The 22,921-nt window shown below is 41.8% G+C and carries 19 protein-coding genes; 9 read left to right on the top strand and 10 right to left on the bottom strand.

Translation table 11 applies throughout. The features are described from left to right. Positions 1–17: 17 nt before the first annotated feature. A complete protein-coding gene (locus QJ048_RS17125; protein WP_282335628.1) occupies positions 18–884 on the bottom strand; it encodes a formate/nitrite transporter family protein in 867 nt (288 codons plus the stop codon). Positions 885–1,228: 344 nt separating this feature from the next. Here QJ048_RS17125 and QJ048_RS17120 point away from each other — a divergent pair, with 344 nt between their 5' ends. From QJ048_RS17120 to QJ048_RS17095, 6 genes are all read left to right on the top strand, one after another. Next, entirely contained in the window at positions 1,229–2,386 is a 1,158-nt protein-coding gene (locus QJ048_RS17120) for a sensor histidine kinase (protein WP_282335627.1), read from the top strand. Between the two features lies 1 nt (position 2,387). Beyond that, positions 2,388–3,086, top strand: coding sequence for a LytR/AlgR family response regulator transcription factor (locus QJ048_RS17115; RefSeq protein ID WP_282335626.1), 699 nt, complete (start codon positions 2,388–2,390; stop codon positions 3,084–3,086). A 268-nt stretch (positions 3,087–3,354) separates the two neighbouring features. Beyond that, a complete protein-coding gene (locus QJ048_RS17110) occupies positions 3,355–4,098 on the top strand; it encodes a dioxygenase family protein (protein WP_282335625.1) in 744 nt (247 codons plus the stop codon). Positions 4,099–4,119: 21 nt separating this feature from the next. Then, positions 4,120–4,626 (top strand): hypothetical protein, encoded by a 507-nt coding sequence (locus tag QJ048_RS17105; protein WP_282335624.1) that lies wholly within the window; start codon positions 4,120–4,122, stop codon positions 4,624–4,626. Further along, positions 4,623–5,336: a pirin family protein gene (locus QJ048_RS17100; protein ID WP_282335623.1), complete on the top strand. Its 714-nt coding sequence runs from the start codon at positions 4,623–4,625 to the stop codon at positions 5,334–5,336. The genes QJ048_RS17105 and QJ048_RS17100 overlap by 4 nt, the downstream gene beginning before the upstream one ends. 269 nt (positions 5,337–5,605) lie before the next feature. Continuing rightward, positions 5,606–6,433: a hypothetical protein gene (locus QJ048_RS17095; protein WP_282335622.1), complete on the top strand. Its 828-nt coding sequence runs from the start codon at positions 5,606–5,608 to the stop codon at positions 6,431–6,433. 208 nt (positions 6,434–6,641) lie between these two features. On the opposite strand, the gene QJ048_RS17090 is transcribed toward QJ048_RS17095, so the two are convergent. Beyond that, positions 6,642–7,496, bottom strand: coding sequence for a class I SAM-dependent methyltransferase (locus QJ048_RS17090; RefSeq protein ID WP_282335621.1), 855 nt, complete (start codon positions 7,494–7,496; stop codon positions 6,642–6,644). Positions 7,497–7,730: 234 nt separating this feature from the next. On the opposite strand from QJ048_RS17090, the gene QJ048_RS17085 reads away from it, so the two are divergent. Continuing rightward, complete coding sequence (locus tag QJ048_RS17085; RefSeq protein WP_282335620.1) at positions 7,731–8,534, top strand: alpha/beta fold hydrolase; 804 nt, start codon at positions 7,731–7,733, stop codon at positions 8,532–8,534. Between the two features lie 68 nt (positions 8,535–8,602). On the opposite strand, the gene QJ048_RS17080 is transcribed toward QJ048_RS17085, so the two are convergent. Next, positions 8,603–9,139 (bottom strand): pyridoxamine 5'-phosphate oxidase family protein, encoded by a 537-nt coding sequence (locus tag QJ048_RS17080; protein ID WP_282335619.1) that lies wholly within the window; start codon positions 9,137–9,139, stop codon positions 8,603–8,605. Positions 9,140–9,322: 183 nt separating this feature from the next. Then, complete coding sequence (locus QJ048_RS17075; RefSeq protein ID WP_282335618.1) at positions 9,323–10,834, bottom strand: M20/M25/M40 family metallo-hydrolase; 1,512 nt, start codon at positions 10,832–10,834, stop codon at positions 9,323–9,325. Between the two features lie 465 nt (positions 10,835–11,299). Between QJ048_RS17075 and QJ048_RS17070 the strand changes: the two genes are divergently transcribed. Next, positions 11,300–13,528, top strand: coding sequence for a patatin-like phospholipase family protein (locus QJ048_RS17070; RefSeq protein ID WP_282335617.1), 2,229 nt, complete (start codon positions 11,300–11,302; stop codon positions 13,526–13,528). 3 nt (positions 13,529–13,531) lie between these two features. Then, positions 13,532–14,110 carry a hypothetical protein gene (locus QJ048_RS17065; RefSeq protein WP_282335616.1) on the top strand — a complete coding sequence of 193 codons (579 nt, stop codon included), beginning with the start codon at positions 13,532–13,534 and terminating at the stop codon, positions 14,108–14,110. Positions 14,111–14,246: 136 nt separating this feature from the next. Here QJ048_RS17065 and QJ048_RS17060 read toward each other — a convergent pair whose 3' ends face one another. From QJ048_RS17060 to QJ048_RS17035, 6 genes are all read right to left on the bottom strand, one after another. Next, positions 14,247–15,323 (bottom strand): isoaspartyl peptidase/L-asparaginase family protein, encoded by a 1,077-nt coding sequence (locus QJ048_RS17060; RefSeq protein WP_282335615.1) that lies wholly within the window; start codon positions 15,321–15,323, stop codon positions 14,247–14,249. Positions 15,324–15,727: 404 nt separating this feature from the next. Then, positions 15,728–17,218, bottom strand: coding sequence for an L-arabinose isomerase (araA, locus tag QJ048_RS17055; protein WP_282335614.1), 1,491 nt, complete (start codon positions 17,216–17,218; stop codon positions 15,728–15,730). Between the two features lie 43 nt (positions 17,219–17,261). Next, on the bottom strand, positions 17,262–17,960 hold the full coding sequence (locus tag QJ048_RS17050; protein ID WP_282335613.1) for an L-ribulose-5-phosphate 4-epimerase: 699 nt from the start codon (positions 17,958–17,960) through the stop codon (positions 17,262–17,264). A gap of 159 nt (positions 17,961–18,119) precedes the next feature. Further along, the gene (locus tag QJ048_RS17045) at positions 18,120–19,817 is read right to left on the bottom strand and encodes a ribulokinase (protein WP_282335612.1); all 1,698 of its coding nucleotides are present in this window, start codon (positions 19,815–19,817) and stop codon (positions 18,120–18,122) included. 356 nt (positions 19,818–20,173) lie between these two features. Further along, the gene (locus QJ048_RS17040; protein WP_282335611.1) at positions 20,174–22,213 is read right to left on the bottom strand and encodes a glycoside hydrolase family 127 protein; all 2,040 of its coding nucleotides are present in this window, start codon (positions 22,211–22,213) and stop codon (positions 20,174–20,176) included. 161 nt (positions 22,214–22,374) lie between these two features. Beyond that, positions 22,375–22,908, bottom strand: coding sequence for a hypothetical protein (locus QJ048_RS17035; RefSeq protein ID WP_282335610.1), 534 nt, complete (start codon positions 22,906–22,908; stop codon positions 22,375–22,377). Between the last annotated feature and the right edge of the window lie 13 nt (positions 22,909–22,921).

Raw genomic sequence — 22,921 nt, 5'->3', positions numbered from 1 at the left:
AATTTTATAAAAATCGATCAGTAACAATCATGTTTTGATTTCACTGATTTCTGTTCGTTCTTAAAAAACATCCACCAATAGAATGCCCCCACCATAAGCGCACCACCAACAAGGTTTCCAATAGTTGCAGGAATAATATTGTTTATGATGGCATTTGATAGGTTGAGGTTGCAAAGCTTTTCTGCACTTACTCCCATGTCTTTAGCAGCTTGCAGATAAGCAGGATTTGTTTTTGCAAGCAAACCCATTGGTATGTAATACATATTGGCAATTACGTGTTCGAGGCCAAGTACAATGAATAGAAATATCGGATAGAATATTCCCATTATCTTGCCGGCCACATCTTTGGCTGTGTAGCAGAACCAAACGCCCATACATACGAGCAGGTTGGCGAAGGTTGAGGAAATTAATGCAGCAGAAGGAGTCATAGAACTCTTAGTGGCTGCAACTTTTATGTTGTATGCGCTTATGAGGTTATCGGTGTGGCAGTCATGATTGTAGCAATACAGACAAACAACTACCAGCAATGAGCCAATCAAATTTCCGATGTAAACAAAGAATAAACTTTTCGCATAGTTTTTCCAGCTTGCTTTCTTCTGCAGGCAGCTTACCATGATAAGCGTGTTGCCGGTAAAGAGCTCGGAACCGCTTAACAGAATCAATACAAGACCTACTGGAAATATCAAACCACTTATAAGGCGTGCAAAACCAAGGTAAGGTATATTGTGTGTTACAATGATCGTTGCGTGTGCGGCGAGTGAAAGAAACACGCCAGCCATAATCCCAAGAAACAACATTTTTGTTGTGGGGAGAGTTGATTTTTTATGGCCCGTTTCTACTACGTAATCAACGACCTGTGCAGGAGTGTTATAACCTAAATCCATATAAACATTCTTGGTTTATATGGCAAGCAATCGTTAAGAATATGGCAAGCAATCGTTAGGAAAAATCGAAAGGAAACTTACGCAAACCTACGCCGTGTATCGCGGGGATTCTATGACATTAATCAAAAGTATTATGTTAAATCCCTGTTTTTAATCAGTTGCAAATCAGGAGTTAAAAATTAGGAATTAGGAATTAGAAGGGTGCGCATCGTAAGTTTTGTCAAACTCTCTAATTATCAGACTGTTTAGATGGCTTTTATGAAGTTGTGCTCACAACTAATTCCTAATTTCTAATTCCTGGTTCCTATTTGTCTCTATATTCGTATTTGTAACCTAACCATTGCATGAAGCTAAACATCTCGGTAATACTTGTCCATTTCATTGGCTGGATCTTGTTCCTGTCCCTGCCGGTGCTGTTTTTTGCAGGCTACAACAATGGTAATGGCATAGGGAGATTTTTATTTTCATGGGAGTATTGGCTGTATTTCACTTTCTACTGTTCGTTGTTTTATGTTCACACATTTGCGCTGTTGCCAAGGCTGTATTTTGCCGGCAAAAAGATTTGGTACGCATTGATCTTGATTGCCTTATTTTTTCTCACGCTAACGTTGAGACCTTTTGATTTGCTTACTTTCAAGCACAGGCCTTTTAATGATCGGGAGATGATGGCCGGTGAACGGCAAATGTTCCGGGAAAGACGGGAGCCGCCTCAAATGCACGGAGAGCCAGGAGAAATGCCACCGCCCGATTTTAATTCGAAGAATATGCAGCCAATGCCTCCGAATGGATTCGGGCAAAGAAGGGTGCACATCGATATTGTAAGTCTGTTTTTGTACTTCCTTATCATAGCACTGAGTCTCGCTTTGGAAATTTCAAGAAGGCTGGCTAAAGCAGAGCAAAAATTAATCGCCACCGAATCGGAAAAGGCGAGGGCCGAACTTTCCTTTTTAAAAGCACAGATAAATCCCCATTTTCTATTTAACACACTTAACAATATCTATTCTCTTTCATTGCTGAAAAATGAGAAGACGCCGGATGCCATTATGAAGCTGTCCAACATAATGCGTTATGTAACAGACGATGTGCATGAGGATTTTGTACCGTTGAAAGAGGAGCTGGACTGCATTGCGGATTATATTTATCTGCAGCAGTTACGATTGGGAAAGAACGTACAGTTGTGTTTTAAAATTACCGGCGACAGTGAGGATAGAGAGATTGCGCCTTTACTGCTTATGACATTTATCGAAAACGTTTTCAAGCATGGCGTTAGCAGTCACGAAACGTCAGTATTGACAATTCATTTAACTGTAGAGGAAACGCAGCTTGTTTTTACTACGCATAACAAAATATTTTTGGCAAATGAAAAGCTGGAAAGGATCGGGCAGGGGATTGAAAATGCAACAAAAAGATTGCAATTGCTTTATCCCGACAAGCATAGTTTGCAGATAGGAAATGCAAACGGTTACTATGACGTAAAACTAACTTTACAATTTAGCGAATAGTATGAAACTCAAATGTGTAGCGATAGATGACGAACCTTTAGCGATAGCACTCATACGGGAATACATCACCAGAATTCCTGAGCTGAGGCTATTGCATACATTTGAAGATGCTATTGCTGGCAGCGAATTTTTACGCAACAATCCTGTAGATATTTTGTTCGTGGACATCAATATGCCCGACATTTCCGGGCTTTCACTTGTTGCTTCGCTGAATGAAAAACCTGCCGTTATTTTTACTACAGCTTACAAAAAGTTCGCGTTCGAAGGGTTTGAACTGGAGGCAGTAGATTACCTGTTAAAGCCCATCAGCTTTGAACGGTTTGAAAAAGCAGTGAAGAAGGCGTTGCAGGTATTGAAGAGTAAAGAAAAAGAGACCGAACCGGTTCAGGATGATTTCTTTGTATGGAGCGAATACAAACAAGTTAAAATAGATCTTTCCCTGGTAGAGTTTGTTGAGGCACGGGAAGATTATGTGTTATTTCATCAGCGTCATCAAAGACCTGTACTGTCTTTGATGACGCTGAAAAGTGTGCAGGAAAAATTGCCCGTTACTAAATTCATCCGCATACATCGGAGTTATATTATTCCCGTTTCCTGCATAAAATTAATCGGTTCAAAAAAGGTGACACTCACTTCCGGTAAAGAACTTCCTGTGGGCAATAGCTATGCTTCGGCATTGCAGGAGATAGCACGCAGATGACACAGATTGAACTGATTTTCACTGATTTTTATCTTCCAATTTTAAAGTCGCGAACTTATCAAGAGTAGCGTCCTTAGTGTGTTGCAAACACTTTTGCTCTCCTATTAATTACTAATTATTAATTATTAATTCGCTTCATCGGTACAACGACTTCATTCACCGATACTTTGCTTTTTAGTGTTTAAACGATATATAATTTCGGTAAGAACAATACAGAGAATACCATGCTATAATTTCTACTCCTTGTTAGTTTATTAATTCAATTTTTATGGACAGAAAGCTTTTCGTAAAGCATGCATTCTCTGCTTTAGGTATTGTAGCTGTAGCGCCGTTGGTGAACGCGTGCAGTAAAAACGACTCTACAACAAATTCGTCGGCTGGTTCGTCGGGAAGTAGCAGTGATGTTACAACGGATACAAGTTGTTCGGTTTCGCCCACAGAAACAGAAGGACCGTTTCCGACAAAGCAACCTTCTTCTTATGTGAGAAGTGATATTACCAAAGGCGATGGAATAGGCTCGCCGCTTACGGCAAAGATCACAATCGTTAACGGTAATAATAATTGCACAGCACTCGCGGGTGCGATCGTTGACATCTGGCATTGTGATGTAGATGGCAACTATTCTGAGTATGGAGGCACACAAATGCAGTCTACCAACTTTCAATCTGTGCATTGGCTACGCGGCAGGCAGGTAACAGATGCTAATGGGCTCGTAACATTCAAATCTATTTTCCCCGGTTGGTATCAAGGGCGCGCCACGCACATCCATGTGCATGTGTACAATGCAAGTGGCACCTCCTTACTTGTTACGCAAATCGCATTTCCGGATGCATTGGCTATTACGGTGAACAGCACAGGGTCTGCATACGGTTATGCAAAAGGAACCAGTGGATACACGTACAACAATGCAGACAACGTTTTCAGCGATTCTGTAGCAAAAGAAATGGCGACTGTTACAGGCAGTGTAGACAAAGGATTTGACCTGTCGATTACCATTAAAGCAAATGCCTGATAAAGCAATATCCTACAGATCATGAAGCAAAGAATTATTACACTTTGTTACAGGAAAATGATAGATGCCAATTGCAGTGATGAATGGTCTAAGAATGTGTTTGCCGCAACTTACCAGGAATTCAAGATGCAGGCGCAGTTTTATAATCAACAGAAGAAGCATACAACATACAAGCAATTGATTGAGGAGGTGCAAGGTGCCAATAAGTTGAATTTTCTTGTCAGTGCCGCCATCATTGAGTATTTGAAAGAGTTAAACGATCAGGTGCCGGATGTTGTAAATAACTTAGGAAGATCTTTTTTACGATTTAAAAATTTTCAGTTTGAGATCAATAAATCGGATATCACAAACAGTGCATCGCATGTAGTAGCCATTTATTTTATGTCGCAGCCTTTAATATGGCACGATACTGTAGGAGATCAAATGATCACTTCTGAAAAATACGATGATAATTGCGAAATGATCATCAACCAGTTTCGCCTGAGCGACAACTTAGGAATTTATACACTTCAAACACTAGAAGTATGACAACTCAGTTACCTGCAAAAATGTTTGTCGCGGAGCAGCGGGGACATTTTGAAAACGATCATTTAAGAGTGTATGCGACTTTTAATTACAGCAATTATTTTAACGAACACAAAAAAGCTTTTGGACCCTTGCATTTGTTGAATGATAACACGCTGGCTGGTAATCATGTCTCTCTTACAAAGTTTGATGAAGATATGTACACAGTGTTGTTGCCAATCGTGGGTACAATTGAATATGCCGATAACCAAGGGGTGCATGCAGTGATTCACTCAGGAGAAATGCAATGTGGATTTTACAAGGGGAATTCAGGTTTTGTAGTTAAGAATCCGTATGAATCTGCATTGGTGAATTACCTGCAAATCGGTATTAGCGGATCATTTGTAGAAAAATTTGAAAAGCCACAACTCTTTCAATTTGACATTGATGGGTACAAAAATGTTTTGGTTGATATGACATTGAAAGAGGTTAATCCGGCCCTACCTTTTATTATGACTATTTGCAAGCTTACCTCTAAAAAAGAGCTTACCTATTTCATGAACGACCCTGGAAATGTGCTATACGCTTTTGCAATAGAAGGTGAATGCGAAGTAGAACAAAGGCTTCTGCATGCAAGAGATGGATTGGGTTTGCAGGATATTCATAAAGTAGAAATGGAAGGATTGACAAACAACGCGAATTTGCTGCTCATTGAAATGACACAAAAAAGATAGTCCAAATGTTGCAGTTACAATGAGGTGTATCAGGGTGTTTTTAAGGTTTACAAAAATGGCTCCGGTTCTCCGGGGCCATTGCCTTTTTGAGTGATGAGTTATGAGTTGTTGGTTGTTATTTGTCAGGGCTTGTGGCTCTTTCTTGCTGTAATCTGCATTTATATCGATTTGCAACCTGATCGTAATGTTTTTGACGGTGGTCCTGAAAGAATTCTTAATTCTTGATTTTTAATTCCTAATTTACCTTGGGTTAAACCAGCAACAATCGTATGAAAACAACATCCCTGTCTCTGATCACTTTCTTACTTTTTGCTCTCAATGCTTCTGCACAAAAGAATCCTACAGAAATGGCAGCGCCAATTGTAGAGGAAGGAAAAATGCTATACCGTTCTGAAATGGCTTCCTGGAATGGCACTGATTTGTTTTTAGAAAAATACACCGACAAAGGGAATATAGGCGGCTATTTTTCTTATGCTGATGGCGATTCCACAAGATGTATTTTTTACTCAAAAGAAGAAAGTCCCAAAGTGCTTGGTGCCGTCACATTTGACAGCACATACAGTACAAGTGTCGCAAGTGTTAATCTTGCTGAAAGATCATTTTCCAAAAAAGAAAAGGAACTCTTTGTAATAAGAGATGCCGCAAAGAAATTGATGTTGTCGGATACATTATTTGAGAGCTTTAACAATACCTCGTTAAATCTAATTCCCATTATCGTTAAAGGAGAAAGGAGAGTTTACATAATCACCGGAGCCGAAAAGACCGGCGTTGTTATTTTCGGAAATGATTATTTGCTTACGTTTGACAATGACGCAAAAGTTTTGACGAAGAAAAAACTACATGCCAACATTTTACCGTCATACTATGGCGAAAAAGACGGGAAAAAATCAGTTGGCTCGATTCACTCGCACAATTCGCAAACCGGCGACTTCATTACTCCCACAGACATTTGTACCTTGATGCTGTATGAAAAAGTAGCGGGATGGGAGCAATATGTTGTGGTGAGTGAACACTATGTAAACATCTGGAATTGTGAAACGAATACACTTGTCGTAAGGCCAAGTGAAAGCGAAAAAGAGATGCAGGAAACGATGTGATGATTGGCACACAGATGAAGCTGATTTGGCAGATTTGCGCAGATTTTAACCACGGAGTAAAGGAGTTTTTTTCACAGAGTGAAGGAGAGGATTATTACAACAATCTCTTTTCCTCTGTGAAAAAAAACTCTGCTAACTCTGTGGTTAAAGGAACTTAGTGGCCTTAATGTCTTAGTGGTAAATTTTTGAGATGCGAAGCATCCTCAAGCTACCTTGCCTTCAATCGCCATGTCTCTCTTACCTTACCGATCTTGCGGAATTCTTCCACCTGCTCCGGCGTAAGATTTTCAACAAAATAGGGATAAGCGCTCAGTTCTTTATAATCAATTTCGTTTACTTTATCTATTACAAAGCCCATGCGATCAAAGAAGTCTCTTGCGCTTTGTTCATCATCAAATTTCTTTTCGTCAATGCGATGCGTTGCTGTAAATTCTCCCAACGCATCTTTACGCTTCAATGTTTTGCTAAGATCCTTTTTAAAATAGATATCGCCTGTGATCCAGCAACCGCCGCATTTCCGTAGTATGTGATGGATAATTTCACAAAGCCTTTCTTTCTCCTCTGGTTCAAGATACATTAGCAAGCCTTCATTCACAATAGTTACCGGCCCTTTTTCAAAATGCCTGATTACTTTCGAAAACTGCTCCTCGTCGAGCACGTTTAGTTGCATGAGTTCCAGCTTGCTGTGTTTGCGAACATCATCAAGAAGATCTTCGATAATGTCTTTTTTCGCTTCAATAATACCGGGAAGATCAGTGTCTATATAGTGCAGATGATTTTTAGCTGTAGTCATTTCCAGACCACGAAAAGAGAAGCCTGAAGAAAGCTCCAGAATATTGTGCGCATCGATGTCTTCCAGCATTTCATTAATGCTGAAATAACGTGCTTCGAAATGTAGTATTCTTGCCCATAACCTCGCATCTTTGTTATCGTAATCGGGTTCATATGGTTCGGGCCGCATCATAAGCTCGGCAGCTTCTTTGGCATAGGGAATATCTGTGACTCCTTTCATTAATAGCAAAGCCCTGGCAGATGGACTGATAGTTGAATAATCTCTTAGCATAGCATCGTTATTTTTCTGGTAAACTTGTTGGTTATGTTCAGTAAGTTAGCAAAAAGCACACGAAGAAAAAAGTGAGAAAGATCAATGTGTGGAAAATAATATGATGGTAAAATGTAGCTACTAATTGTCGCATATACCCATTGTTATGTTTGCGGATGATTTCTATTTTTGAGAAAAATCAGCACAATGAAACCTTTTTTGGTAACAGTCACCATCATAATAATTTCAATAACTATGAGTACCAATTCAGTGCAGGCACAGCAAACAGGAAGTAACGGTAAGTATGCCAGCGTTAACGGCATCAATATGTATTATGAAATACACGGTAGCGGACAACCATTAGTGTTGATTCATGGCGGTGGCTCCACAATCTACACGACGTTTGGCAAGATATTACCGGAACTTGCTAAACATCACCAGGTGATTTCGGTGGAATTACAGGCACACGGCCATACATCGGACCGCAATGCGCCTTCCAGCTTCGAACAGGATGCTGATGATGTAGCGTCTCTGCTTAAGCAGTTAAACATTGCAAAGGCTTCCTTTTTCGGATTCAGTAACGGCGGTAACACGGCGATGCAGGTTGCCATCCGCCATCCGGAAATAGTTAACAAGCTAATCATCGCTTCTTCTTTGTACAGACGCGACGGCATGCCGCAGAGCTTTTGGGATGGAATGAATCATGCGACGATCGACAACATGCCAAAGCAATTGCGTGATGCTTATCTCAAAATAAATAATGACTCCGCCGGGCTAATGACAATGTTTAAAAGAGATGCGGTGCGCATGCAGAATTTTAAGGATTGGAACGAAGCTGACATCAAATCAATCAAAGCGCCAACGCTTGTTATTGCAGCATCAAATGATGTAATGACTCCTGAGCACACAGTAGCCTTGTACAGACTATTTGCAAACGGACAACTTGCAATTCTGCCCGGAGGGCACGGTGATTATTTGGGAGAAATCACAACAAGTGCTGCTCCCGGAGAAATAACATATGTTTTATCACTGTTTGACCAGTTTTTACACTCAAAGTAATTTGTTCCTCGGATACATATGCCAAACATCTTTGTTTTAAGGGATGTTTTTTCAAACGGTGGTTAAAACTATAAAGTTATCGTTCCTTCAATAGAATCATCTAATGTTTTACCCACTATTGCACCGGCAACACGTTTTATCAGGCCGATTGCCATATTATGTTTCGTATCCCAGTAATAACCTTCTGCCGGATCAACGCTGATTACCGAAATGCGTGGATCGTCAATGCCTTCGGTGAACCAGGTTTTTAAAATGGGTTGCCACAATTCTTTGATCTTCTCTTTGTCATCGCTAACAACTGCGGTGCCATAAATATTCAAGAAATCGGAATAATTCGAGCCCTGGAACAAAAGCTGAACGGAGGAGTCGAGTTGTAGTTCAGCGTTTTTATTACTATCCTTTGCGCTTAGAAACCAGAAAATGCCGTTCTCGTCGAGTTTTTGAACGGACATCGGGCGTGTAGAGAAAGCTTTTCCACTAGTGATATTTGTACAAAAAAAACAGGTGGAAGCCTTATCGGTAAGTTCTTTTATTTTCTCCAGAGCTTCATCCCACTGCAAATCTTTACGATTATTTTCCGGTTGTTGCCTGTTTATACTGTCCATATTGTTTTTATTAAGGAATGCAAAACTGGTACCGAAGGGACAGTGGAATTTTATCCCCGCTGAGTTTATGGATCATGCAGAAAATTCCCATTCTGTTGGGTTACACAGATGGTTTTCAGGACACCTTTTAGGACGATACGAAGCGTTATTAAATGTAGTATAGCATTCGCCTTTCCTGAATAGTTATTCCGCTTCCATCATTCCCTTAAAATAATCGATCAATCGTCTGTAGTTTTCAATGCTGATATATTCGTTATAGCCGTGAATGATCTTTTGCTCGTATTCATTTATTTCAAGCGGCAGAAAGCGATAAATGTTTTTGCTAACAGACTGATATTTGTAAGCATCTGTAGCAGCAATAGTTAGATAAGGTGTGATGATGGCAGAAGGATAAAGCCTTTCAATGTTTCTTTTCATGTTGTCATAGCCTTCTGATGGAACCGGTGAAATGCCCGATGCTTCACGTGCAGCAATCGTATCTATTTCGGTCTGGTAAGGTTTGCATATCTTTTTTGCATGATAAACAACATCCGCAACGGTTGTGCCCGGCAGCAAACGAAAGTTTACAGTCACTTCTGAAATCGTTGGTAACACGTTCTCCGCATCGCTTCCCTTGGCCATTGTGACTGCCGTGGTCGTGCGCACAAGTGCATTTGTGTTTGGCGCTTTGGTTAATGTCTTTATCAGCAAAGGTTTTAGTAGCCATTGATTGGCAATACCCACTTGCGAAACGAAACTCATCTCGCCACCAACATTCGTCAAAAAGTTTTCTACAGGAGGAATGATGTCTGGCTTTAATTGTTCATTCTCCAATTGCTGAATGATTTCTGCAGCCTGCACAAGCGAACTGTTCCGTGGTGGCATGGACGAATGACCGCCTGTTCCCTTTACTTTGATCTTTAAAGTGAGAAAACCTTTTTCTGAAGAGCCTATCAATGCAATGGGTTTTCCAATGCCTGCGATGCCAGGCGCAGCAACAATTCCGCCTTCATCATATACTGCATCAAACTCTATTTTGTTCGCTTGAAAATACGCGGCAATTTTACCGGCGCCATTCGCACCACTTACTTCTTCATCGTGGCCGAATGCGAAGTAAATGTCGCGATTTGGCTGAAATCCTTTGCTGATCAATTGTGTAGATGCTTCTATAATACCGAACAACATGCACTTCATGTCGATCGTTCCTCGTCCATATATTCGACCATGCGCAACAGCACCTGAAAAAGGTGGATATTCCCAATCTTTTTGAACGGTGTTTACGGGCTCTGCGGGTTTGTCGTTGATGTGGAAAATGACGGTTTTGGTTGTGTCTGAAGAAGGGCCGTAACCATTAACGGGAACCACATCATAGTGCGATAAAAACAACACCGGTTTTAGTGCCGGGTTTTTCCCTTTCCAATGAAAGACCAAACCATAATTGTTGATCGTAGCTGTATCCATTGTTTGATACGCAAGCGGAAATGTTTGTCGCAGATAAGTTTTGAAATCGTCAAAGGGCTTGAAGTTTGTCTGGCTGTAATTTGAATTGCTTACAGTTGGTATTCGGATGCCACCGGCGAATCGTTTCAGTTCTGCGGTAGAAGTGTCCGTGACAAAATAGCTGCTTTGCGTATTAGTATTTTTAGTGAAGGGATAAAGCTTAGTTTTTACAAGAACAATAACTACAAGGATAACAAGCAATACGAGTAAACTCATGAAAACGGTTTTCAGTAAGCGTAGCGCAGTCATAAGAGAGACGTTTAATAAATGTACTAAATGTGTACGATGTATAGAGTACGATGTACGGAAGTCTTTTAGAAGCTGCTCTTTGATAATACTCTCGCACCATGCAGGACTTTTTTTCACCACGCAGGCACTAAGGATACTTAGAATACACTAAGGAGTTCCCGATAGTCAGCGTTTCTTAGGAAGCTTAGTGTCCTTAGCGTTTTAGTGGTAAAGAATCGGGTGCATATTCGCCGAAAGCCCTGATTTTACTTGCATTTCTACGTAACTATTGCTATATTTATTAAGCATGCCAATATCTCCTTAAAAGCACTTCCTCTTTTTCCGCTCTCTATAAGTCAATTACAGCAGCAGTTTCCGGCTTATGAAATAAAGTTAAACGGCATAGTATCCGCTGTTTAATTCGTAAACACTATTTAACCTAAACCTTATAATATGGCAGGAACGATTGGTGAAGAATCTGCACTTACACTGGAAGACTTTCGCCTGGTAGTAGCTCCGCTTATTGAATACCTGCAAAAAAGCAATGGCGATAGTGTAATCAAAAAAGAGAAATATGGAAATGGCGAGCGCCGCAGCAATTTGATCTTATCAGATGTTGTGGATGACAACGGATCGCAGTATGTTGATCTTGTGCAGGAGGGTGGTGGCGTGCATGGTATTGCGCTCGCTGGTTACACTTATGTGCTGGAGAAAATGGGCGTGTCGTTTATGAAGATGGCCGGGACCAGTGCCGGTGCCATCAATACATTGCTGTTGAGTGCAGTGAATACAAAGGCTGAGATTTTAAAGTTGCAGGAGTGTGTAAAGCAACCCGTCAACGCGCCAACCGATAAATGGAACGATTCATTAAAATACCATCCGTTTAGTGTGAAGGCGGAAGATTACTATGAAACGCGTTCGGAGAAATTGTTGAAATATTTGTGTGAAAAGAAGTTGAGCGATTTGGTAGATGGACATATAATGTGGCGCAAATTGTTGTTGAATCTCTTTCAAAACACAGTGAATGTAAAGTCAGTTAAAGACTATCTTACAAGAATGAAAGTTTGGAGTCTCATTGCACTGGCGGCTTTCGGTTTACTCATTGTATCCGCATCGGGATTGGTTTTTATCACTTGCAATCAAAATCTTTATTGTTGTGATAACTGGATAGAAAAACTCTTCAAGTGGATCGCAGCTATTTCTGTTGTGGTCATCTTTTCTTCCATTAGTTATTTGCTCGGGCAATTTTTGGTGGGCAGGTTATTGTATAGAAATGCAGAACGTTTTGGTATCAATCCTGGAAAAGATTTCGAAGAATGGCTCACAAAAATTATGGAAGAGAATGGAATAAAAAACGTCTCGCATCTAAAGAACAAATTGCAACTGGAACGCAATTGTTTGAACCCCGCCTATTATCCTTCTAAAGTAAAATACGATAGTAAAAACTTACCCATAGAAACGCAGCCGTTTGTGAATGCAATAGACATTGCTAAGCAGGATATAGCAGTCGCCAAAGTCAGGGCAGATGACGCTAGTTTTCAAACAAAAGACGACATATTGGATGAGATGACTGATAAACTGGTGGCGCTGTCAAAAAAAATAAAACCGGAGCTGGCTGGGCGCAAGGATCTTGCGGCTAATTTACTTGAGGGGTTCCAGGAGATCATTGCTGCAAAAGCAGGAATGGAAACGGCAAGAGACGTTGTTGCCAACAACCAACAGCAGCCTGATCAACGGGATAGTAGCGAGGGAAGCGACCAGCCCCATGACGAAGAAACAAAAACATCCTTTGATAAGGAGATCGCCATTGTAAGTTCCGATATCACAAATGGAATCAAGGTTGAATTTCCTGCGATGCATAAAATGTACTGGGGTGAAGATTTTGATATTTCTCCTGCACGATACGTCAGGGCTTCTATGTCTGTACATTTTTTCTTCAAACCATTTGAGGTGGATTATGTAGCGGCGCAAAAATCAGTGATTGAAAAAGAATGGAAATGTTTGCTGAACATTGATAAAAGATTACAGGAGAAAGACACGCATGCGTTGATGGTTGATGGAGGTATGCTTTCGAATTTTCCCGTAAATATTTTTTACAATCCGAGCTCGCCTGTACCCATCAAGCCAACTGTGGGCATTAAGCTTGAGTTTGAAGATGATGCCACTTCCAATACCATCGATACGATGGGGAAACTTGTAGGCTCCATGATTTCGACGATGCGCTATTTCTACGACAGAGATTTTATTTCCAAGCATAATATTTTTAAGAAGACAATTCGCAGCATTGATACGGGGCAAATAAACTGGCTGAATTTTAATTTGAGTGATGAAGACAAGATTGAATTGTTCTTTCGTGGTGCGCTTACTGCTGCAATATTTCTGGTGAACAATGATGACTTGCAAAAACGTGCAAAGGATATTCAGTATCTCGTGAAATGTGGAACGGCGTTGAACTTCAGAGGAAAGAAGATCAACATTTACCCGGATCAAAAATGTGAATTTCGAACAGAGGATTATAGCACGGAAGAAGTTTCTTTTAACTGGAACAATTATAAAATAGACCGGGTGTTATTTATTGGCGAAGCCATTACAACCAAAAACAGGTTAAAGAGAAAAGCAAGCTTTGGCAAAAAACCTGATAACACTGTTGATGTAAATCCCAACCAACCGCCTAAAAAGTAGTGTATGGAACCGATAGATTATTCTATTAGAATTTACTGCCCCGACAACTTATTGTTGTTCGCTATTTTTCTGTCGTTTTTAAGTGCTTTGGCTATAGGAAGAATGATGTTGAATGCGAGCAAATTTATATTGAACAAAAAGGGGCAGCGACTATCAATAATAGAATTGGAAATGCCAAAGACTTTTGCACGATTTACCGACACGCTTGCAAACATGCCGGCAAAGGCGAAAGAGGCGGTACGCTTGAATTTGATCCTTGATTTTTTCTTCATGCCGTGTTTGTATTTGTGTATGTTTTTTGTTGCGACATACGCGAAACACCGCCTGGCATACAATCACAGTGTGAATGATGTTTGGATCAATGCTTTGTCTGTGGTTCGTTTACTTCCATTCCTGACATGGGCACTGGACATTACGGAGAATATGTTCACCCTATCGCTCATGCGCTTGCCCAGCAGAAGAGGTATTATCTGGATGAAATTTTTCTCAATTGTAAAATGGCTGAGTGGCTTTTTGTATGTGCTTTATTTCATAATGCTGCTAGTGATTTATGTGCTGAAGGTGAATCATCTTGCAGAATAATTGAAAATTGAAAGTTGAAAATTGAAAATGCAAAAGGTCGAACACTATTTGATAATGTTCGACCTTTTGCATTTTATAAACAGATGTGGGTTCGATATTTCAGCGCAACTCATTTTCAATTTTCAACTTTCAATTTTCAATTTTTATAAAAATAAATTTCAATCTTCCCATCTTTCGTCACAGCTCCTCTGTACATACCTTCTGTGTTAAATGGCATTGTCATGTTGCCGTTTTTGTCAAGGGCAATCAAACCACCTGAGCCGCCGAGTTTACCGACTTTGTCGATGACTGCTTTGCCGGCATTTTTTACTGACATGCCTTTATATTCCATCATCGCGGACAGATCATATGCCACTGTGCAACGGATAAAAAATTCTCCCCATCCGGTGCAGGAAACAGCAACCGTATTATTGTTTGCGTAAGTGCCTGCACCAATGATAGGTGAGTCGCCAATGCGGTTATATTTTTTATTGGTCATACCACCGGTTGATGTGCCTGCAGCGAGATTGCCATAAAGGTCAAGTGCAACACAACCTACAGTGCCAAACTTTTGGTCGGTGTTGATGATGCCGTATTTGTTGTTTTGCGAAAGAATTGTTTCACTGGTATCGTAAGGTGTTGGGTCGTCGTTAGAGCCGCTGTTTTTCTTTGCTTTGATGCTGTCTTCTTTAAGCGCTTGCTGCAGGTTGTCCCATCTGTCTTGTGTAAAAAAATAGCTTGGGTCGACAATTTCTAATCCTGCTTCTTTTGCAAACTGATCTGCACCTGCACCTGTCAGCATCACATGCTCTGATTTATCCATCACAGCTCTTGCTGCGCTAATTGGATTGCGAATGGTGCGTACACCTGCAACGGCACCGGCAGAGAGCGTTTTGCCTTCCATGATGGCGGCATCGAGTTCGTTATGTCCGTCGTGTGTAAACACAGCGCCTTTGCCGGCATTGAAATGTGGATCATCTTCGAGAACATGAATGGTCGCTTCAACTGCATCTACACTGGATTTGCCGGCTTTTATTTCTGCATAACCGGTTTCTAACGCTTTCTGCAAAGCTGCCCTGTAGGCTTGTTCTTTTTCGGGAGTCATTTTACTTTTTAAAATGGTTCCCGCGCCGCCATGTATGACGAGAACGTAATTGCCTTTTGCTTTTTTTTGTGCAATGGAAAAATTAAAATTAATAAGGAAAGCAGTAAGCAGTAGAAAAATGTTTCTCATATCAGAGTGTTTTGCGAAGTAAATTTAATTAGATTTAGAGTAGTTGAAAATTGAAAATTGAAAGTTGAAAGTTGAAAATGGCGACTGTGACAAACGCTTTCGGTGTAACACGTCATTGCGACCGCGAGAAACGAAGCGGGAAGCAATCTCATGCTTCGGGTGCCGGAGATTGCTTCGCTCATGCATTGTAAACTCCGAGCATCATGATGGTGCGCTCGCAATGACGGTGTTGCATACAAAGCGCCCAATAGCATTCTTTCTGTACAAGAGTGCGACGCAAACGAAGCACAATAGTAGCAATATCGCCCGGCCCATAATAACAAGTGAAACAAAAGAGAAGCCCCGGAAAAATCTCCCGGGGCCGCACATAAACTAATTTCTAGTTCCTAATTTCTAATTCCTGATTATCTATAGTACGCTTCGCTCCAGCGCAACTCATTTTTGAATTGATAGAGGTTTGTGTTTTTGCCGATCAGTGTGAATTCTATGTCTGCCATTTCTGCAAAGTCTTGCATGTGTTCTGCATTCAGGTTTTGGCTATAACCAGTGTGGTGCGCACCACCTGCAAGGATCCATGCCGCGCAACCTGTTTTCATATCCGGGTATGGTTTCCACAAGACACGTGCAACAGGTAGTTTTGGAAGATCGTGTGGCGCATCGACAGCTTCCACTTCGTTCACTAACAAACGGAAGCGGTTGCCCATATCAATTAAAGATGCGTTGATAGCAGGGCCGGAAGCCACGTTGAACACCAGTCTTACAGGGTCTGCTTTCCCGCCGATACCCAAAGGATGTATTTCGCAAGAAGCTTTTCCCTTTGCAATAGACTCGCAGATCTCGAGCATGTGAGAACCCAATACCATTGGGTTGCTTGGGTCAAAATGGTAAGTGTAATCTTCCATGAAAGAGTTGCCGCCAGGTAAGCCGCTACCCATTACTTTCATCGCACGTACCAATGCTGCAGTTTTCCAGTCGCCTTCGCCGGCAAAGCCGTAGCCTGCGCCCATCAAGCGTTGAGAGGCAATACCCGGAAGTTGTTTCATGCCATGCAGGTCTTCAAATGTATCTGAGAAGCCTTTGTAGTTGCCATCTTCAAGGAATGCTTTCATACCAAGCTCTATTCTCGCAGCATCGCGAAGAGATTCATATTGTGCGTTGCCTTTCAGTAAACTATTTGCTATTTTATAAGAGTCTCCGTATTCACTAACGAGCTTGTCAACTTCTGCGTCGCTGATCTGGTTGATAACGGCAACAAGGTCGCCGATGCCGTGTGTGTTCACAGAAAAACCGAATTTGTATTCAGCTTCTACTTTATCGCCATCAGTTACTGCAACGTAGCGCATGTTGTCGCCGAAGCGTACAAATCTGGCACCTTGCCAATCGTGCCAGCCCGCTGCAGATCTTGTCCAGCTGTTGATTTGCTCAAGAGCTTCAGGGTCTTGCCAGTGGCCCACCACTACCTTTCTGTTTCTGCGCATACGGCTAACGATGAAACCAAATTCACGGTCACCGTGTGCAGACTGGTTAAGGTTCATGAAGTCCATATCGATCTCGCCCCAAGGGATATCGCGATTGAACTGTGTATGTAAATGCAATAATGGTTTATGTAAAATTTTCAAACCGGTGATCCACATTTTCGCCGGCGAGAATGTGTGCATCCATGCGATGATACCGATACAATTCTTTGCAGCATTTGCTTCCGCGCAGATTGCATAAATTTCTTCTGTTGATTTTACTGTAGGTTTGAATACTACTGTTACGGGGATCTGAGAAGCATCATTTAAGGATTTAGCGATGATCTGTGAGTGTTCTGCTACTTGCTTTAAAGTTTCTTCTCCATACAGGTGCTGGCTTCCGGTTACGAACCAAACTTCCAGTTGCTTTAGGTTTATCATGTACTGTTTTTTTGCGATTGTTTATGTGTGAGGTGTTTTTTATTTATTGTCCGTAATAAGAGTTTGGACCATGCTTGCGTTCAAAGTGTTTTTGAATAAGCGAATCTTTCAGGCGTGGGCTGTCATGTCTGATCTGTTCTGTTAGGAATGCCATTTTCGCAACGGCTTCGCAAACTGCACTATTGTATACCGCTTTTGCAGCTGTTTTACCCCATGAAAAAGGAGCGTGGTTGCCAACAAGTACCATTTCTGTTTCTTCGTAGCTCAAGCCTTTATCTTTGAAGCAATTCATTATTTGAAAACCTGTTTGGTATTCATAATCACCTTTGATCATTTCATCATCCATTGGCGGAGCACAGGGAATATCATTGGTGGTATAATCTGCATGTGTAGTGCCGAAGATCGGAATGTCGCGCTGAGCCTGTGCCCACGCAGTTGCGTATGTTGAGTGCGTGTGTACGATGCCATTGATCTTATCCCAGTGCTTGTACAAAACTGCGTGGGTTAATGTATCGGAAGAAGGGCGAAGATTACCGTCTACTATTTTGCCTTCGAAATCTACGATCACCATTTTAGCAGGCGTCAGATCCTCGTAAGGAACACCGCTCGGCTTAATGGCAAACACGCCTAAGTCTCTGTCTGCGGCACTTACGTTTCCAAATGTAAAGATCACAAGGTTTAGCTTTGGTAGCTGCATGTTTGCTTCGTAAGCAGCTTGCTGGATGTGCGTGTATTTGCTCATTTTGTTTTTATGATTAATGAGAGGCTTTGTGGTTTTAATTAATAATTAATAATTAACAATTAATATCGTGTGTCTCTAATGCTTTTTTTCCTGGCCGTAAAGTATCGAAAGCGGCATTTACTAACGATTGCAGCTCTATTAATTCTTAATTATTAATTATTAATTGACAGCGGCAACTTTGCTTTGAACAGGTGTTTTGGATGTTGCATTACCAAGTTCCAAGTATTTTGCGTATCGTTTCGCATATACAGGAACCAAGGCTTCGTTTGGATGGTACTCAGCATCAAAGCCTTGTCCCATCGCATGCATGGCGTCTTCTACTTTTTCATACAAGCCAGCTGCTGTTGCGGCAAACATTGCTGCACCCAATGCGCAGGTTTGTTCTGAACTGTGAATGCGGATCGGCATGTTCATTACGTCTGCCATCATTTGCATGATGAACGGAGATTTTTTCGCCACACCTCCCAGGCCGATCAAACCTTTTACAGGAACGCCTTCTGTATTGAATCTGTCAACAATCGCTTTCGCTCCAAAACATGTTGCTTCTACAATTGCTCGGAAGAATTTAGGTGCGTCTGTTGCGAGATTTAATCCGGTGATAGTACCTTTTAATAATTGGTTCGCATCCGGTGTACGGCGCCCGTTGAGCCAATCTGTTGCCAGTTCTGCTTTTTCGTCCACTTTAAAGTTTGCTGCCTGTTTGCTCAACTCAGCGATCATGTTATCAGTGGTCTCGTTGATCAGTGCTTCCAATGTTTGTCCATCAGCAAGTTTGCTGTTTTTCAAAACATTTTGCAAAGGCCATGACAACAGGTTTCTGAACCATGCGTAACAGTCTCCGAATGCAGATTGTCCAGCTTCCATTCCCATCATGCCCGGGATAACCGAACCTGGAACCTGGCCGCAAATACCTTTTACCAATATACCGTCCACTTCATCAAAAGGAGCAACCAACATGTCACAAGTTGATGTTCCCATAACCTTACTTAAATGGTATGGTTCAATTTGTCCACCCACTGCACCCATGTGTGCGTCGAACGCGCCTATACCTACAACAACGTTTGTAGTAAGACCGAGACGGCTGGCCCATTCGTTTGACAAATGACCGGCTGCCTCAGAAGAAGTATATGTATCGTTGAATAAATTTTTAGTAAATCCATCCAGCAATGGGTCCAGTGTTGCGAAGAAGTCATTTGGAGGAAGTCCGCCGAATTCTTTCGCCCACAAAGCTTTGTGACCTGCAGAGCAAACGCCGCGTTTTAGTTTCGTAATATCTTTTCCTCCTGTTAAAAGGAAAGGGATCCAGTCGCAATGCTCTACCCATGAGTGGATCTGCTGTCTAACCGTTTCGTCTACACGAAGAATGTGCAGGAGTTTTGCCCAAAACCATTCTGATGAATAGATGCCGCCAACAAACTGAAGATAGTTTGTGTCGAATTTTGTAGCATGGTCGTTTATCTCCGCCGCTTCGTTTGTGGAGGTGTGATCTTTCCACAATACAAACATAGCGTTTGGATTGCTTTCAAATTCCGGCAACAAAGCCAGCGGTGTTCCGGTATCGTCAACTGCAACAGGAGTGGAGCCGGTTGTATCCACCGAGATTGCTTTTACATCTTTAGCTATATCCGCACCTGCTCTTGCCAAACAGTCTTTGATCGTTTTTTCGATTCCCTCGATATAATCAAGAGGGTGCTGTCTGAACTGATTGTTCGCAGCGTCGCAATAAAGACCGGCTTTCCAGCGTGGGTAATAAAAAACAGATGAGGCTACTTCTTTACCGTTGAGGGCGTTCACGATGATGGAACGAACGGAGTCTGAGCCAAAGTCAACACCTATTACAAAGGCATTCTGTGTCATTGCTGTAATTGTTTTTAGAACTGTTTTATATCTGCGCCGCAAGACAATTATGCCTGTTTTGAAGGTTGACAAGCTCAATGATCCGGCAAGCGTAAATTATATTAGTGTCAAAGTAACACTTATTGTGAGAATTAAAAAAATATTTTTAGAACTAGCGTTGTTGGCGCTTGAATGTCAACCGCAAAGGGCGCGAAGGTGACGCAAAGAAAGCAAAGAAGTCACGAACTAAAGTATGCCCGAAACCAGCGTGCAAAGAGGAAGAAGGAGGTAAGTCTTTGCTTCCTTTGCGCCTTTTATGCCGGCTATTTATTTTGCTACCAACTCCTTTGCGCCCTTTGCGGTTAAAAGACAGGTAGTTAGTGATTGACAACCGGTGTCAGCGCTTCATCACTTGCCATCAACTGCACGTCCTTCACTTTTTCAGGGAACCAGATCATCATTTCTCCTTTGCCGCGGTTGGCCCAGGCATAATAAGGAATGGCGGTAAAAGACTGTGCACGGGTGCTTACGTTTACACCGTCGTTGCTGATGTCTACGGCAGGAACGTTCGCTTTTAGAATCGTAACTCCGTTAAGTAGGGCGGCATTGTATTCGCTTGTAAATGACGAAGCTTCAGGCAGAATAATATTGCTTACACGTCCGTCATTGTCTTTCCATTCGCCGCAATACATAAGGGGGCCGCGTTGCAGAGCCACTTTGTTAATATCGTTTTTAATGTTGTTGCTGGCCACTACTTTTCTAATTTCCATCGGTAAAATCACTTCCACTTTGTCGCCTTTTTTCCATGTTCTGTTTAAAACTGCGTAACCTTTGTCAACGGTATATTCTGCCACATTTCCGTTGATTTTTATAACAGTTTTTTGCGTTGAATTGTTCTGAAAGCTGTATAAAGATGACGGTATCGCTTGGTTGTTTGCCCAGCCCGGAATGCGCACGAGCAGGTTGAACTGTGTCGCTTTTTTAGGATCGATGGTGAAAGAAAGATTGCCATCCCATGGATAGTTGTTTTCCTGCCTTATCTGAACCGGTTTGCCATTTACATTAACAGAAGCGTCGCCACTCACGAACAGATTTACATATATGTCATTTCCTTTTTGTGCGTATACATAGCCCGGAAGCGCTGGAATAAATCTTGCGAGGTTGGTGGGGCAGCAGGAGCAGTCGAACCAACCTGAGCGAACGGGTTCCATTGCAGTGTGAGAAAAGTTGTTGGTGATCTGCATGGCGTTGGTGTAGAAGAACGATTTGCCGTCCAGACCAATTCCTGAGATCAAACCATTGTACAAAGTTTTCTCCAGCACATCAATGTATTTGGATTCGCCATGCAGCATGAACATGCGCTCGTTCCAGTACACACCGGCGATGGCTGCACAAGTTTCGTTATATGCAGTAGTGTTTGGTAAGTCATAGTTGTCACCAAAGCGCTCGCCATCAGGAATGGCACCAACGCTTCCCTGCACATACATTTTTTTGCCTACCACATTGTCCCATATTTTGTCAATCGCGGCAATCATTTTTTGATCGCCTGTAAGTGCCGCTACGTCTGCCATTCCGGAGTACAGATATTCTGCACGAACTGCATGTCCTTCTGCTTCTGTTTGATCGTACACGCTTTTATCATCCTGCCAGTAAGAACCGTTTTTCCAGGGGTTCTTATTTTTTGCATCGTAATCTTTTCTTTGCCCACGTTGTTCAATGAAGAATTTTGCAGTCTCCAGGTATTTCTTTTCCCCGGTTACACGATATAATTTCACAAGACCCATTTCCACAATTTCATGACCTGGCGCCACGCCACGTTTGCCCGGTCCAAAAACAGAGCAAACAAGGTCAGCGTTTTTAAGTGCAATGCTCAGCAGGTTTTTTTTACCTGTAGCCTGGTAGTGCGCAACCGCAGCTTCATATAAATGTCCCGCGTTGTATAGCTCATGGCTAAGCTCAGCTTCCTTCACCCATCTTTCCTGTCCGGCCCATGCGTGCGGGTGCGCGGGATCTATTGTTCTTGCAGTATATAAATATCCATCGGGTTCTTGTGCCTTTGCAATTTTATCAATCAGCGTGTCAAGGTATTTTGATAAAGTGGCATCAGGGAAAACGCTTAGCGAATACGAAGCTCCTTCCAGTGTTTTATAAATGTCCGTGTCGTCAAAAGGAAAGGTGGTGCAGAATTTGCCCGATTTCGCTGCAGCCATTTCAAAGTTTTTTACACGTCCTGTGCTTTCACATCTTTGAAAAGAAGCAGGAATGGTTACGGTGCGATTGGTTTGAATGCGAGGCAGCCAGAAATGATCATTGAGCTTTACCTGTGTAAAAGGCACTCCGGTGATGGAGTAGTCAGTTTGTTGTGCGTGCGAGCCCAATGCTGCAAGCAGCAAAAACGGCAAGAAGCGTTTTTTCATGATAGCGTTCAATTTTGTTGATCGGGTAAGTAAATGTTTAGTGTCAAAATAACACTTATTTGTGGAAATTAAAAAGTAAAAATAAAAAAGTCAAAAAAACTCGGGTGTAACTTGCACCAAAGACCTTTTGATTTTTGAGTTTTTACTTTTTAATTATTTACTTACTCCGTCCTGTGAAAAACCGCGCTGCCTTTTTCTATTTCCTTGTTATCCAAAAAACTTACCAAAGCAAATTCAAGCGTATTATCGTCTTTGAACACAAGGTCAATTTTTTCGAGGAACTTTTTCTTTTGTTGAATTTCATTTGCCTGCATGTAAAAATGATTATCAGCTTTCCAAACGCCCAGGTGATCATGGGCTGTACCGAAGTTGTCAACGCTGAACCAATGTATCTTGTTGTCATTGCTGTTGTAACCAACAAGATTTGATCCCTTTAGTGTGCCAAGTTGCGGATCGGTGAACCATTCGTCCATGTATAAACCGCTGCCATCTGCGGTTTTTTTGAAGTCTACATAATAGGTGAATTCATGCTTTTGGCCATCCATCATAAGAGTGGCTTTGCCCTCCCATTTTCCAAGGAGCTTCATGAGGTTAGTGAACGCTGCTGGCATTTGATTTTGTGCCTGTGTTTGAATAGAACCATTGGCTGAAAGCAATGCAATGATGATTGCCTGTAAAATGATTTTGTTGCGCATAGGTTATGTTTTT

Source organism: Pinibacter soli, from assembly GCF_029961145.1.
Taxonomy (GTDB): domain Bacteria; phylum Bacteroidota; class Bacteroidia; order Chitinophagales; family Chitinophagaceae; genus Pinibacter; species Pinibacter soli.
The sequence above is the reverse complement of the archived record's forward strand: the minus strand, read 5'-3'. Positions and strand labels throughout refer to the sequence as shown.